Here is a 14119-nt window from a genome sequence, read left to right as displayed (position 1 = left end):
CTGGATATCCTTGTGGCTGACAACCCGGCACGGCGGCCGGGCTAACAATCAGGATGCAGGGATTTTCAGGTTCTGACCCAACATCACGTTGGTGGATTTCAGGTTATTCGCCTGGAGAATCGATTTAGGGCTGACGCCATAATGCGCGGCGATACTGCTCAGCGAGTCTCCCCGCACCACTTTATGCCGCACCGGGCGATGCGCCCCTGAGGAAGCCGGTGCGGTACGGCTGGCCACCGCACTGGCCGGAACTTTCAGCCGCTGCCCCACCCAGACAACATCGCGCTTCAGGGTGTTCATCTGCCGCAGTGTTGCCATGCTCACGCCATATTTTGCCGCGATTCCTGAGAGCGTTTCGCCGCGCGTTACAGTATGCCGCTGAATGGCGCCCGTATACTGCGTCTCTCCGGTCGCCGGATTACTGACTACGCTGACCGCTGGCGACGTAGCCAGCGGCCGGTTTTCCTCCTTTGGGACCGATTGTAGCGGGTGCGCCAGGAAATAAGCGCGCAGTCCTTTATATATCGACTGAGCAATCTTATCCTGGTGTGCGCTACTGCCGAGCAGTCGCTCCTCCGAGGCATTACTAATAAAACCGGTTTCCACCAACAGGGAAGGAATATCCGGCGAACGTAACACGCCAAGACTGGCATGCTCAGGTAAACGCTTGTGTAAAGACGTGACGCCACGCAGCTGCTGAATCACCTTCGTCGCGATGTCATACCCGACGCGCTGCGAGTGACCAAACTGCAAATCCAGCACGGCCTGACTCAGATAGGGATCGGCCTGACTGTTCGCCAGCAGATCGCCTGCTCCGCCTAACAGTTCTGACTGTTTCTCTTTCTGCTCCAGCCAGTTTGCCATCTCACTGTTCGCGCGGCGGTTAGACAATACCCAAACAGAGGCTCCGGTTGCCGCATGGCTGGGTGCCGCATCGGCGTGAATTGACACCAGCACGTTAGCATTCGCTTTGCGCGCAACGTCTGAACGGCCCATTACAGAGATAAAATAGTCGCCGTCACGCGTCAGAACCCCTTTGAACATGGGATCGTCGTTTAACAACACTTTCAGTTTACGCGCAATGGCGATGGTGACGTTTTTCTCTTTAAGTCCGTGCTGGCCTATCGCCCCGGGATCCTGGCCTCCGTGTCCGGCATCAATGGCTACAATAACCGTGTCGTTTCGGCTGGCAACCCCACCGGGACGGACCGTGCTGTTGGTGTTGGTGACCGTGGTCACCGGGTTAGCATTGAACGGATTACTGGCTGCGGTTTCCCGTGCTCGTGTCGGCGCAGGCTCGGCTGCAACCACGGGCGCGCTGCGCGTAACGGCCGGATGTTTACCCTGTATGGTAAAGACCACGCTGTACTGACTGCCGTTGCGTTGCGTAACGGCGCGGGTTTTTCCAGACTGCGTCAGCTCAAAGACCAGACGTATGCTTTGTTTATCTTTTGGGGTACTGGTACGAATGCGTTTAACGATGTTATCGCCGCTAAACGTCAGGGGTAAGCCTTTGATGACGCCGCTTTGACGAATATCCAGCACCACACGGTCGGGATTGTGTAGCGGAAAGTAGGCATAAACCGGTTGGCCGGAAAAACTCAGCGTAACCGTGGCCTGATTTCCGCCATTCGATACCTGAATATCAGACAGGTTAGCGGCAAACAGGGGGCCGGTAATGAGTAGCAATCCTGCCACAACGAGCATTTTCATCCATGTCATCATGCCCGGGCCCTGCCTTGTTCGATCTGATCAACCCAGCGCTGCCCCTGAGCGGAGTGCGCAACCAGCTCGGCTTGCCGCGCTTCATCGACATAACGGAGCGTCAACGCCACGTCCGGCGGGGGCAAAATACCGGCGCCCTGCTGGGGCCACTCAACCAGACAAACCGCGTCGTTCGTGAAGTAGTCACGAATGCCCATAAACTCCAGCTCTTCCGGATCGGCAAGGCGGTAGAGATCGAAATGATAAACGGAACGCCCTTCAAGAACATAAGGCTCGACGAGGGTGTAGGTAGGGCTTTTCACATTGCCCGGATGACCGGATGCCTGCAAGAAACCGCGGCTGAAGGTGGTCTTTCCTGCGCCGAGGTCGCCATAAAGATAGATCACCGCCGCATTGCCACAGGCCTGCGCCAGTTGAGCACCCAGTTCGAGTGTTGCCGCCTCATTGGGCAAAGATATAACACAGCTCTTCATGCTTCTTGATTCATCTCTGGATTAACAAACTGCCACAGCAGATCAAATAAGTCTGATGCCAGCATGCCGCGCGTGCCCCGCTGCTCAGCCAACGTATCAGCGGCAGCACCGTGAGCAACACAACCTGCACAGGCAGCATCAAACAGCGCCAATTTTTGTCCCATTAACGAGGCAATAATACCGGTGAGCACATCACCCATACCGCCCGATGCCATCCCGGCATTACCCACATAGGCAAACGCCATTTGCCCGTTTTCACTGGCGATAATCGTGCCCGCACCTTTTAATACGGCAACGCCACCATAACGTTTCGCCAGCTCTCGTGCGGCTTGTAAGCGGTCACTCTCAATTTCGCTGGTCTTAACACCCAGTAAACGAGCAGCTTCACCCGGATGCGGCGTTATAATGCGATTCTGACGTTTCTCAGCGCTTATTGCCAGCAAGTTAAGCGCATCTGCATCCCAAAGCATGGGCTTTTCAGTACTTTTAACCTTTTCGAGCGCCTTTTTGCCCCATTCCCGCTGTCCCAGCCCCGGACCGATGGCGATGACGTCCGCCCATTCCAGCGCATCAGCCAGTCCCGCGTCCGTGAGCACATCCACCATAATTTCCGGGCGCGCGGTGAGGATAGGGATAATATTGTCTTTGTGAGTAAGCACTCGCACCAAACCACTTCCCGTTCGTAGCGCGGCTTCTGCCGACATCCGCACGGCACCGGCGGTGCCGCTGTCACCGCCTATCACCAACAAACGCCCCTGATCGCCTTTGTGGGACGTTGCTTTACGCGGTTTCAGCCAGTGGGATAAGAAACGGGCATCATAGCGAGCCATAGGCGGCGACTGCGCTGACAGAAAGCTTTGCAGTCCCAGGTCGGCAAAGTAAAGCGACCCAATACAGTCCCGCGCCTTGCCGGTAAGCTGTCCGGGCTTCAGCGCAATAACGCTCAACGTATGCGTGGCATTGATAACCTCTCCCGGTGTGTTGCCTGTCGCTGCAGACAGACCAGAGGGGAGGTCAATCGCCATGACCGGCGCGTCATGTGCGTTTACCTGAGTTATCAGGGTGGAAACAGGTTCGGCGGGCGCCCGGCTGATGCCTGTTCCCAGTAACGCATCGACGATAATATCGACCTTTTCAGGCCAGGCCACGTCGGGCGCATGGATCACCCCACCCGCTTCAAGCCAGCTGTTTCTGGCGGCCTCTGCTTCGTCGGGCAGCGGCTTATCGCTATCACAGGCCAGAAGCGTCACCTCTTTGCCTGCAGCCTGCGCCAGACGGGCAACCACATAACCATCGCCTCCGTTATTGCCATGACCGCACAGCACCAGCCAGTGCTCTGCATCCGGCCAGTGGACAGTTATATGCTCATAGGCGGCCTGTCCTGCCCTTAACATCAGCTCGTAGAGCGAGATACCCAGTGCATCGGCGCCCTCACGCTCAAGTTGTGCCAGTGCCTGCGCAGGCCAGACAGAGTGTGGTAAACTGCTGCCGTTTCTCTTCGAATTCTGGTTAGTCATGTCATACCCTCTCGATCTTGATCAACTCGCTCAACACATTAAACAGTGGGGACGCGATCTCGGCTTTCAGCAGGTCGGTATTACCGACACCGATCTCAGCGCTGAAGAACCGCGTCTGCAGGCATGGCTGGACAAACAGTACCATGGCGAGATGGAATGGATGGCCCGCCATGGAATGATGCGTGCGCGTCCCCATGAGCTGTTACCCGGTACGCTGCGGGTGATCAGCGTGCGCATGAATTATCTTCCTGCCAAAGCCGCTTTCGCCAGTACGCTGAAAAACCCACAGTTAGGTTATGTCAGCCGCTATGCGCTGGGCCGTGATTATCACAAAGTATTGCGCAATCGCCTGAAAAAGCTCGGAGAAATGATTCAGGCCCACTGTGGCGAAAGCCAGTTTCGTCCGTTTGTCGATTCTGCCCCACTGCTTGAACGCCCTCTGGCAGAGAAAGCCGGATTGGGCTGGACCGGCAAACACTCGTTGATCCTGAACCGGGAGGCGGGCTCATGGTTTTTCCTGGGGGAATTGCTGATCGACCTGCCTCTGCCTATAGATTCTCCACAGGAAGAGCAGTGTGGACGCTGCGTGGCCTGCATGACGATTTGCCCGACAGGCGCTATCGTGGCGCCCTACACGGTGGATGCCCGCCGCTGCATTTCCTACCTGACGATTGAGCTCGAAGGCGCCATCCCCGAAGCGCTGCGGCCCCTGATGGGGAACCGCATTTATGGCTGTGACGACTGCCAGCTCATCTGCCCCTGGAACCGCTATGGGCAACTGACTGACGAAGCGGATTTTTCACCCCGCGCAGCGCTGCATGCGCCAGCGTTAACCGCCCTGTTTCAGTGGGATGAAGCGAAATTCCTGCGTATTACCGAAGGCTCTCCCATCCGCCGAATTGGTTATCAGCGCTGGTCACGCAATATTGCGGTGGCGCTGGGGAATGCCCCGTGGAGCGCAGAGATCCTCCCCATACTCGAACAGCGGCTGGGTGAAAGTGATTTACTGGACGAACATATTCAGTGGGCCATTGCGCAGCAACAGGATAAGCGAAAGTACGTAGAGATTGACGTACAGCCAGCACAGCAAAAAAGGCTCGTCAGGGTAATAGAGAAGGGATTGCCGCGTGATGCCTGATTGCGCAACGATGCACAGGAAACAGATTTCCACATCCTGTGAATAAAAATAAAAACACCTTGTCATTCAATCGTAATAACACAAGTGACAGAATCAAATAACATAATGAAATATTATTATTTCTTTAACTATCAATAGGTTAAATAAAATTTGTGTTATTTTGCAAATGCGTCTAGCGTTTGGCTTAATCCCTATATCTGTGGATAACTCTGTTTAAAAGAGTTTTACAGAACGGCAAAAAAGCATGAACAGTCATCTGTCCTGCTGTGGATAACTCTGACTGTAGTACTAAAGATCATCATCCAGCCTGGCAGGCTGCGACAAAGAAAGTGACAAAACTGGAGCGGGAAACGAGACTCGAACTCGCGACCCCGACCTTGGCAAGGTCGTGCTCTACCAACTGAGCTATTCCCGCATAGAAGGGCACTGCTAAACATATTTTGGAGCGGGAAACGAGACTCGAACTCGCGACCCCGACCTTGGCAAGGTCGTGCTCTACCAACTGAGCTATTCCCGCATAGAGGGTACTGCTAAACATAATCTGGAGCGGGAAACGAGACTCGAACTCGCGACCCCGACCTTGGCAAGGTCGTGCTCTACCAACTGAGCTATTCCCGCGCCTTGTACCGTCATAAATTCTTCACCGGTACGGGGTGCGCATTATACGAGAAATCGCTGCTGCTGCAAGATGCTTACAGCAAAAATTTGCGCTTTTGATGCGTTTGCTGCTTATTGCATCAACCTGGCGATTTCCTGCGCACCCTTTGCGGTTTAAAGCTGCAAAAAGTGTTGGCGGTAGTACGCCAGTTCGGCTACGGACTCACGAATATCGTCTAACGCCTGATGCGAGCCGCTCTTTTTGAAGCCTGGAAGAATGTCTGGCTTCCAACGACGAGCCAGTTCCTTGAGCGTGCTGACATCTAAATAGCGGTAGTGGAAATAGGCTTCCAGCTCTGGCATGTACTTGAACAGGAAACGGCGATCCTGCCCAATGCTGTTGCCGCAGATGGGCGAGGTGTTTGCGGGCACCCACTGCTGTAGGAACTCGATAGTCGCTTTTTCCGCAGCGCGATCGTCAATCTTACTGGCCTTTACCCGTTCCACCAAACCGCTATTCGTATGTGTACGAACGTTCCATTCGTCCATTAAGGCGAGCTGTGCATCTGACTGATGAACCGCCATCACCGGCCCTTCAGCCAGGATATTGAGGTCGGCATCGGTCACGATAGTGGCGATCTCAATAATGCGATCGCGTTCCGGATCGAGTCCGGTCATTTCAAGGTCGATCCAAATTAGATTATTTTCGTTTCCAGTGGCCATGCTGTTACCTGTGGTTGCTGAGTCGTCATTCATCATGAATAAGGTGTATCATAGACGTTTTGCCCCTCAGGGCGAAATCCAGCTAAACGGTGAGGGTGAGTGAGTAAAAATAAACTGTCTAAAGGTCAACAACGTCGCGTAAGCGCTAACCACGATCGTCGTTTGAATCAGCGCAAAACGCGCCCGGAAGCGGACGATAATTTGTTTGGTCAGGACGCAGAGGGCGTGGTGGTCAGCCGATTTGGCATGCATGCCGATGTCGAGGACAGTGCTGGCCTTACCCACCGTTGCAATATACGTCGCACGATTCGTTCGCTGGTCACCGGCGATCGGGTGGTATGGCGTCCCGCGCTAAACGGCGGTAAAGGTATTGTTGAAGCAGTGCACGAACGCACCAGCGTGCTGACGCGCCCCGATTTCTACGATGGCGTCAAACCCATCGCCGCAAACATCGATCAAATTATTATCGTGTCCGCGATTCTGCCAGAGCTGTCACTGAATATTATCGACCGTTATCTGGTCGCCAGCGAAACACTGGATATTGAGCCCCTGCTGGTGCTGAACAAAATCGATCTGCTGGATGACAACGCACGTGCGTTTGTTGACGAGCAGATGGAGATTTACCGCAAGATCGGTTATCGGGTATTGATGGTTTCCAGCCATGTGAAAGAGGGTTTGAATGCACTGCAGGCAGCCTTAACTGACCGGATAAGTATCTTTGCCGGGCAGTCCGGCGTAGGTAAGTCCAGCCTGCTGAACGCCCTGCTTGGCTTCGATCAACAGCAGGACACCGCCATTCTGACCAATGATGTTTCCGATGTTTCCGGACTGGGCCAACATACCACGACCGCATCCCGGCTTTATCATTTCCCCGAGGGCGGGGATGTGATTGATTCTCCGGGTGTCCGTGAGTTTGGTTTGTGGCATCTTGAGCCGGAACAAATCACGCGTGGATTTGTCGAATTCCGTGCGTTCTTAGGCGATTGTAAGTTTCGTGACTGTAAGCATGACACCGATCCGGGCTGTGCGATTCGTGAAGCCGTTGAAAACGGCAAAATCGATCAATCACGCTTCTATAACTACCACCGTATTCTTGAAAGCATGGCGCAAATGAAAACCCGGAAAAACTTCGCCGAGAGTGAAGATTAAGGCCCGTAACGGCGTATTCGCCATCTGACTGGGGCGCTGTTACAATCCGCTCCCTTTTTGTCAATGTTATGAAAGATAGCCAGGAGGCTAGGGTGTTTGATCGTTTTAAACTCGGCTTGAATCACATTCTTCCAAAAAAATGGCTGACTGAACTTGCGGGTTGGGGAGCCAGCCGTCGCGGCGGCTGGCTGACGAAGCTGGTCATTGATATTTTTGTCTGGTTTTACAAAGTCGATATGGCTGAAGCACGGAAACCGGATACCGCCAGCTACCGCACCTTTAACGATTTCTTTGTTCGTCCGTTAAAGGACGATGCACGCCCAATCGATCCCGATGCCAGCCTGATCGTTCTGCCTGCTGACGGCGCGATCAGCCAGCTTGGCCATATTGAAGGCGATCAGATTTTCCAGGCGAAAGGCCATTACTACACGATCGACGCCCTGCTCGCCGGTAATGAGCATATGGCGGCACAGTTTCGTGAGGGGGAATTTGCGACCACTTACCTGGCACCGCGTGATTATCACCGCGTCCACATGCCTTGTAACGGCATCCTGCGTGAGATGATCTATGTACCGGGCGATCTTTACTCCGTTAATCCGCTGACCGCACGTAACATCCCTAACCTCTTTGCCCGTAACGAGCGCGTAATTTGTTACTTTGAAACCGATATGGGCCCGATGGTGCAGATCCTGGTGGGCGCAACGATTGTCGGCAGCATTGAAACCGTTTGGGCAGGCACCGTCACACCGCCGCGCGAAGGCATTATTAAACGCTGGCATTACCCGGCCGCCGATCATGACGGTGCCGTGGTATTACTCAAAGGTCAGGAAATGGGCCGCTTTAAACTGGGTTCTACGGTAATCAACCTGTTCGCGCCTGGCCGAATCAAGCTGGCGGAAAGCCTTGAGGCGGAAAGTAAGGTTCGACTGGGCCAACCTTTAGCGCTCGCCCTTCCACTGACGACTACCGCGCCTGACGCTGTCGAGTAGAACCTATGTTCGTGCGTTCGATCTTTTGTCTGCTGCTGAGCCTCTGGCTCAGCTCTTCTACGCTAGCCGCCAGCCTGCCTGATGCCAGCCAGCTCAAACAGCAGCTGGAAGAGGTCAAAGCCACTAAAAATGCCCCCTCGCAAACTGAACAAATTCAGTCACTGGAAGCCGCACTGGCCTCGCTCTCTGAACGCGATGATGCCCTCGAACGCGCACAACAGTATCAACAGGTTATTGACGATTTTCCGCGCCTTGCCCGCGAGTTAAGGCAGCAAATCGCCACGCTTAACGACAACGCTAAAACCGTGCGCAGCACGATGACCAGCGCAGAGTTGGAACAAGAGATTCTGCAAATCAGCAGTCAGCTGATTGAAGAAGGACGCCAGGCCCAGCAGGAGCAGGACCGTGCCAGAGAGATCAGTGATTCCCTGTCGCAGTTGCCACAGCAGCAAACGGAAGCGCGCCGGGCACTGACCGAGAGCGAACGGCGCTTACAGAGTGCCGGCAGCGCTGCCACTCCAGTCGGTCAGGCCCAACTGGTGGCTCGCCAGGCAGAAAATGCCGCCAATAAAGCCAAAGTCGATGAGTATGAGCTGGCACAGTTATCGGCCAACAATCGCCAGGAGCTGGCTCGCATGCGCGCCGAGGTGCATCAGCGCAAAGTGACCCAGCTTGATAATTATCTGCAGGCTTTACGTAATCAACTGAATGAACAACGTCAGCGCGAGGCCGAAACGGCGCTGGCGCGTACGGAACAGCTGGCGGAAAACAGTGGTGATTTACCGCCCGAGATCAGTGAGCAGTTTCGGGTTAACCGCGATTTGTCCGGTGCGCTGAATCAGCAGGCACAGCGCATGGATCTGGTGGCATCGCAACAGCGCCTCGCCACCAATCAAATTATTCAGGTTCGTCAGGCGCTGGCAACGTTGCGGGAACAATCCCAGTGGCTGGGTGCCTCTAACCTGCTCGGCGATGCGCTTCGGGCACAGGTGGCGCGTTTACCCGATATGCCGAAATCTCAGCAAATCGATAATGAAATGGCACAGCTGCGCGTTCAGCGCCTGCATTATGAAGATCTTCTGGAACGACAGAATGCGCTTCGCAAAGCACATCAGGCGGACGGGCAGCCTTTTACCAGCGACCAAAAGCGCATTCTGGATGCACAGTTAAAAACGCAGCGAGAATTGCTGAACTCCCTGATATCCGGCTGCGATACGCTGATTCTGGAAATCACTAAACTCAAGGTCGCCAATACGCAGCTTCAGGATGCGTTAACCGAAGTCAAAGACGCCACGCACCGCTATCTGTTCTGGACAGCAGATGTCAGCCCCATTTCATTGAGCTATCCTCTGGACGTGGCTAAAGGCCTGTCGCACCTGCTTACGCTGGATACGCTTGGGCAGCTTGGCAAAGCTCTGGCAATGATGTTTACCAGCCGCGGCACCGTCCTGCCCATTTTGGGTGCCGTGTTGCTGGTCGGTTTTAGCCTGAGTACACGCCGTCACTTTAACGCTTTTTTGGAACGCTCAGCCAGTAAGGTTGGTAAGGTCACCCAGGATCGCTTCCGCCTGACCATCCGCACTGTTTTCTGGTCAATTCTGGTCGCGCTTCCGCTTCCTGTGCTTTGGGCAACCCTGGGATACGGGCTGCAAAACGCCTGGCCGTATCCGGTAGCCGTTGCTATCGGCGATGGCATTACGGCGACGCTGCCTCTGCTGTGGATATTCATGGTCAGCGCCCAGTTTGCCCGCGCCAACGGTTTGTTCATTGTGCATTTCCGCTGGCCGCAGGTACGCGTTGCGCGTGCCATGCGTTACTACTCGTTGAGTATTGGCCTGATCGTGCCGCTGATTATGCTGCTTATCACCTTTGATAACCTTGACGATCGTCTTTTCTCTGCCACCCTGGGCCGACTGTGTTTTATTTTGATCTGTGGCGCCCTGAGTCTTGTTACGGTGAGTCTAAAACGCGCAGGGATCCCTCTTTATCTTGATAAAGAGGGCAACGGCGAAAACATGATTAACCGCCTGCTGTGGAATATTATGATCGCCATTCCATTGCTGGCCGCGCTGGCCTCCATGATTGGTTACCTTGAAACAGCGCAGGCGCTGCTGGCACGTCTGGAAACCTCGGTGGCAATCTGGTTTTTCCTGCTGGTTATTTACCATATCATTCGCCGTTGGATGCTGATTCAACGACGCAGGCTGGGGTTCGATCGCGCACGCCAGCGCCGGGCCGATATGCTGGCCAATCGCGCGCGCAACGAAGAAGAAAAAGATCAGGCGCAGAATACTGACGTTATTGAAATAGAAGAGCCCGTGATCGATTTGGACGCCATCAGTGCTCAGTCACTGCGCCTGGTCAGGTCAATCCTGACGCTGATTGCGCTGGTGTCAGTCATTGTCCTGTGGTCGGAAATCCACTCTGCGTTTGGTTTCCTTGAGAATATTCGTTTATGGGATGTCAACACCTCCGTTCAGGGCGTGGAGAGTATTCAACCCATTACGCTGGGCGCCGTTCTGATCGCCATTCTGGTGTTCGTGATTACGACGCAGCTGGTGCGCAATATGCCGGCCCTGCTTGAGCTGGCACTGCTGCAGCATCTTGATTTGTCGCCAGGCACCGGCTATGCCATTACCACGCTGACCAAGTATTTGCTGCTGCTAATTGGTGGCTTGCTCGGCTTCTCATTGATTGGAATTGAATGGTCCAAGCTGCAATGGCTGGTGACCGGCCTGGGTGTTGGGTTGGGATTTGGTCTGCAGGAGATTTTTGCGAACTTTATCTCCGGCCTGATCATTTTGTTTGAAAAACCCATTCGTATTGGCGATACCGTTACTATTCGCGATCTGACCGGCAGCATTACGCGCATCAATACTCGCGCCACGACAATTACAGACTGGGATCGCAAAGAGATCATCGTGCCTAATAAGGCCTTTATTACAGAACAGTTTGTTAACTGGTCGCTGTCGGACTCCGTCACGCGCGTCGTGCTGACCATACCCGCTCCCGCACAGGTAAGCAGCGAGGAGGTCACCACGTTGCTGAAGCTGGCTGCAGAACGTTGTAGCTACGTTCTGGATACACCGCCGCCGGAAGTGTTTCTGGTTGACCTGCAGCAGGGAATACAGTTGTTTGAGCTACGCGTACACGCCGCTGAAATGGGCCATCGCATGCCGCTTCGCCATGAACTGCATCAGCTTATCCTGCACGGCTTTGCAGAACATGGTATCGAAATGCCTTTCCCACCCTTCCAGATGCGGGTAGAAACCTTAAGCAGAAAAACGCCTGCCGGAAATGGTGCGTCGACGACGCGGACTTTTAAATCAGGCGGATTATAAAAAAAACGCCCGGTCTGACCGGGCGTTTTCCTGTTCGGGCTGCGGGGATTATTGCTTCACAAAAGCTTCGCCCTGCGCGATATCTTTTTTCAGTGTTTCCAGCATGCCATCCAGCGCCTGCTGTTCGAACGGGCTAAGGGCACCAACAGGCTTACGCTCCGCCACGCCGTTTTTACCTAACAGCAGGGGCTGAGAGAAGAAGCGGGCATGCTCGCCATCGCCTTCCACGTAGGCACACTCCACAACGTTCGCTTCGCCGTTTAAGGCACGTACCAGCGATAAACCGAAACGGGCGGCGGCCTGCCCCATGGATAACGTTGCTGAACCCCCACCAGCCTTGGCTTCCACCACTTCTGTACCGGCGTTTTGAATACGTTTGGTGAGGTCAGCCACTTCCTGATCGCTAAAGCTGACGCCCGCAACCTGGGACAGTAATGGCAGAATAGTGACGCCTGAGTGTCCCCCCACCACGGGCACGTTCACCTCGCCAGGCTGTTTGCCTTTCAGCTCAGCGACAAAGGTATTGGCGCGAATAATGTCCAGCGTTGTCACGCCAAACAGTCGATTCTTGTCATAAACACCGTGTTTCTTCAGGACCTCGGCCGCAATCGCCACCGTCGTGTTAACCGGATTGGTGATCACCCCAATTAACGCTTTCGGCGCTGTCGTAGCAACCTGCTCAATCAAATTACGCACGATGCCGGCATTGACGTTAAACAAATCGGCCCGATCCATACCAGGCTTACGCGCTACCCCAGCAGAGATGAGCACGACATCCGCACCTTTTAAAGCCGGGGTGGCATCTTCCCCACTAAAACCCTTAACGTTAACTGCGGTAGGAATGTGGCTGAGATCGACCGCGACGCCAGGCGTGACGGGCGCGATGTCGTAGAGAGAAAGTTCTGAACCTGCGGGAAGCTGGGTTTTGAGTAGAAGTGCTAGCGCCTGGCCTATGCCACCAGCGGCACCGAGTACGGCAACTTTCATTCATAACTCCTTATTAAGGTGGGGCAGAGAAGAGCCGAAATTCCATCTGTGTCAGACCTTAATCAACTGCTCAGGTGATGACGGGTATCCGAGACTATTTTACGCGCTAATGCCCGCAGTCTCGGGATTTTAAAACTTACTTATCATCGCTATATCGTCCTCATCCTGCGTTGCAGACAACGAGCTAACCTGTTTGCCGTGTCAGGGCTACCTCAGGTAAGCGCCGACGACGGTGACGGGATTTCTCTCCAACTGTTGCGCGGGAGTTGGCCGGTATCACCTGAAATCGACAACCTTGACGTCGGCAGACAGAGAACGGCAGTGTAAATTTTTATTTTCTTACCTCATCAATAATATAACAGCTTTGCAACCTTTGCCTTTCCAGGCTGTGAGCTGGGTTTTGGTCTGAGTAAATTCTTTGCTATTATCGCCGCCCGCCATGGATACCGCCCCGTTCAATTAACAACCAATTGCATAAAAATTCATTTATATGCATAATAATGACTTTGCTGCGGTCTGTTCCGCGGTTTTTCTTACATTTACTGGTAAATTATGCGAAACCCATCGAAACAAGACGATCTGATCAAAGCCTTCAAGGCTTTATTAAAAGAAGAAAAATTCAGTTCTCAGGGCGAAATTGTTCAGGCGCTTCAGGAAGACGGCTTTGAGAACATCAACCAGTCCAAAGTTTCCCGGATGCTGACAAAGTTTGGCGCGGTGCGGACCCGCAATGCCAAAATGGAGATGGTGTACTGTTTGCCTGCCGAGCTGGGCGTGCCGACAACAACCAGTCCATTGAAGAATCTGGTTCTGGATATTGACTACAATGATGCGCTGGTCGTGATCCATACCAGCCCTGGCGCAGCGCAGCTGATCGCTCGCCTGCTGGATTCTCTGGGTAAATCTGAGGGGATTCTGGGGACGATTGCGGGTGATGACACCATTTTTATCACGCCGGCACGCGCCTTTACCGTCAAACAACTTCACGATGCTATCCTCGTCCTGTTTGAACAAGAGCTATAGTCGTTCCCGCTAACCGGCAGCACATCGCCGGTTTATTCTGCCCGTTATCCCCCTCTTCCTTCTGTCAGCTCTCTTTCAGCCGATACGTTACTTTTCAAGGCATTACTCTTTAGCCGCGTCGTTTTCAGCGCATAAAATATTGGTCATACCCTTTGCCACCTTTAACATTGCGCGCTATTTTACACTGCTTTACATTCAAATACTGGCGTCATCACCCAGACCAAAACAGATAAGCAGCCAGATCAACCATGATTTTTCGCACTAAAAGTTAAAGTAACGTATCTTACTGTTTTTATGCGTAATTACCCATCTGTAGTGGCATTTTAGCCATTTTTAATAACTTTTAGTTATTAAAAAATCCCAAATGGTTAAATTGCATCAACAAAACATTATTAGGCAGGTATTAATTTCTGCCGTTATTAGTCCTATACTTAGTTTCGTGATGTGAATCACACTA

Annotated in this window: 10 protein-coding genes and 3 tRNA genes; 5 read left to right on the top strand and 8 right to left on the bottom strand. The window is 53.5% G+C overall.

Going from position 1 to position 14119, the window contains the following annotated elements; genetic code table 11:
- Positions 1-48: 48 nt before the first annotated feature.
- From amiB to nnr, 3 genes are read right to left on the bottom strand one after another with little or no spacing between them, the layout of a single operon-like run.
- Positions 49-1725, bottom strand: a complete 1677-nt coding sequence (amiB, locus tag PAGR_RS02580) for an N-acetylmuramoyl-L-alanine amidase AmiB (RefSeq protein ID WP_013027407.1) — start codon at positions 1723-1725, stop codon at positions 49-51.
- Complete coding sequence (gene tsaE, locus PAGR_RS02575; RefSeq protein ID WP_013027408.1) at positions 1722-2198, bottom strand: tRNA (adenosine(37)-N6)-threonylcarbamoyltransferase complex ATPase subunit type 1 TsaE; 477 nt, start codon at positions 2196-2198, stop codon at positions 1722-1724. The genes amiB and tsaE overlap by 4 nt, the downstream gene beginning before the upstream one ends.
- Positions 2195-3715 carry a bifunctional ADP-dependent NAD(P)H-hydrate dehydratase/NAD(P)H-hydrate epimerase gene (gene nnr / locus PAGR_RS02570; protein ID WP_014604897.1) on the bottom strand — a complete coding sequence of 507 codons (1521 nt, stop codon included), beginning with the start codon at positions 3713-3715 and terminating at the stop codon, positions 2195-2197. Before nnr ends, tsaE begins: the two co-directional genes overlap by 4 nt.
- Here nnr and queG point away from each other — a divergent pair.
- Complete coding sequence (gene queG / locus PAGR_RS02565; RefSeq protein WP_014604896.1) at positions 3714-4853, top strand: tRNA epoxyqueuosine(34) reductase QueG; 1140 nt, start codon at positions 3714-3716, stop codon at positions 4851-4853. The two genes, nnr and queG, sit on opposite strands and share 2 nt — an antisense overlap.
- A gap of 339 nt (positions 4854-5192) precedes the next feature.
- On the opposite strand, the gene PAGR_RS02560 is transcribed toward queG, so the two are convergent.
- From PAGR_RS02560 to orn, 4 genes are all read right to left on the bottom strand, one after another.
- Positions 5193-5268: transfer RNA gene (locus PAGR_RS02560), tRNA-Gly, on the bottom strand.
- A gap of 26 nt (positions 5269-5294) precedes the next feature.
- Positions 5295-5370 (bottom strand) — tRNA-Gly (locus PAGR_RS02555).
- 25 nt (positions 5371-5395) lie between these two features.
- Positions 5396-5471 (bottom strand) — tRNA-Gly (locus tag PAGR_RS02550).
- Positions 5472-5624: 153 nt separating this feature from the next.
- Positions 5625-6173 carry an oligoribonuclease gene (gene orn, locus PAGR_RS02545; protein WP_014604895.1) on the bottom strand — a complete coding sequence of 183 codons (549 nt, stop codon included), beginning with the start codon at positions 6171-6173 and terminating at the stop codon, positions 5625-5627.
- Positions 6174-6272: 99 nt separating this feature from the next.
- Here orn and rsgA point away from each other — a divergent pair, with 99 nt between their 5' ends.
- The 3 genes from rsgA to mscM all read left to right on the top strand — a co-directional run bounded on the left by rsgA (position 6273) and on the right by mscM (position 11652).
- Positions 6273-7322, top strand: a complete 1050-nt coding sequence (rsgA, locus tag PAGR_RS02540; protein WP_013027412.1) for a small ribosomal subunit biogenesis GTPase RsgA — start codon at positions 6273-6275, stop codon at positions 7320-7322.
- A 92-nt stretch (positions 7323-7414) separates the two neighbouring features.
- Positions 7415-8311, top strand: a complete 897-nt coding sequence (asd, locus tag PAGR_RS02535; protein WP_014604894.1) for an archaetidylserine decarboxylase — start codon at positions 7415-7417, stop codon at positions 8309-8311.
- A 5-nt stretch (positions 8312-8316) separates the two neighbouring features.
- Positions 8317-11652 carry a miniconductance mechanosensitive channel MscM gene (mscM, locus tag PAGR_RS02530; protein ID WP_014604893.1) on the top strand — a complete coding sequence of 1112 codons (3336 nt, stop codon included), beginning with the start codon at positions 8317-8319 and terminating at the stop codon, positions 11650-11652.
- 48 nt (positions 11653-11700) lie between these two features.
- Here the strand turns inward: mscM and mdh are convergent, their stop codons facing one another.
- Positions 11701-12639: a malate dehydrogenase gene (mdh, locus tag PAGR_RS02525; RefSeq protein ID WP_014594728.1), complete on the bottom strand. Its 939-nt coding sequence runs from the start codon at positions 12637-12639 to the stop codon at positions 11701-11703.
- Positions 12640-13191: 552 nt separating this feature from the next.
- Here mdh and argR point away from each other — a divergent pair.
- A complete protein-coding gene (argR, locus tag PAGR_RS02520; RefSeq protein ID WP_013027416.1) occupies positions 13192-13662 on the top strand; it encodes a transcriptional regulator ArgR in 471 nt (156 codons plus the stop codon).
- Positions 13663-14119 lie beyond the last annotated feature (457 nt).

This window comes from Pantoea ananatis PA13 (assembly GCF_000233595.1).
In the GTDB taxonomy this organism is placed as follows: domain Bacteria; phylum Pseudomonadota; class Gammaproteobacteria; order Enterobacterales; family Enterobacteriaceae; genus Pantoea; species Pantoea ananatis.
This window is presented reverse-complemented; position numbering and strand designations above follow the sequence as displayed.

Bases quoted from the DNA above. Each gene is read 5' to 3' on its own strand.
- argR (WP_013027416.1), top strand. From the start codon at position 13,192: ATGCGAAACCCATCGAAACAAGACGATCTGATCAAAGCCTTCAAGGCT.
- nnr (WP_014604897.1), bottom strand. From the start codon at position 3,715: ATGACTAACCAGAATTCGAAGAGAAACGGCAGCAGTTTACCACACTCT.
- mdh (WP_014594728.1), bottom strand. From the start codon at position 12,639: ATGAAAGTTGCCGTACTCGGTGCCGCTGGTGGCATAGGCCAGGCGCTA.
- orn (WP_014604895.1), bottom strand. From the start codon at position 6,173: ATGGCCACTGGAAACGAAAATAATCTAATTTGGATCGACCTTGAAATG.
- queG (WP_014604896.1), top strand. From the start codon at position 3,714: ATGTCATACCCTCTCGATCTTGATCAACTCGCTCAACACATTAAACAG.
- mscM (WP_014604893.1), top strand. From the start codon at position 8,317: ATGTTCGTGCGTTCGATCTTTTGTCTGCTGCTGAGCCTCTGGCTCAGC.
- tsaE (WP_013027408.1), bottom strand. From the start codon at position 2,198: ATGAAGAGCTGTGTTATATCTTTGCCCAATGAGGCGGCAACACTCGAA.
- amiB (WP_013027407.1), bottom strand. From the start codon at position 1,725: ATGATGACATGGATGAAAATGCTCGTTGTGGCAGGATTGCTACTCATT.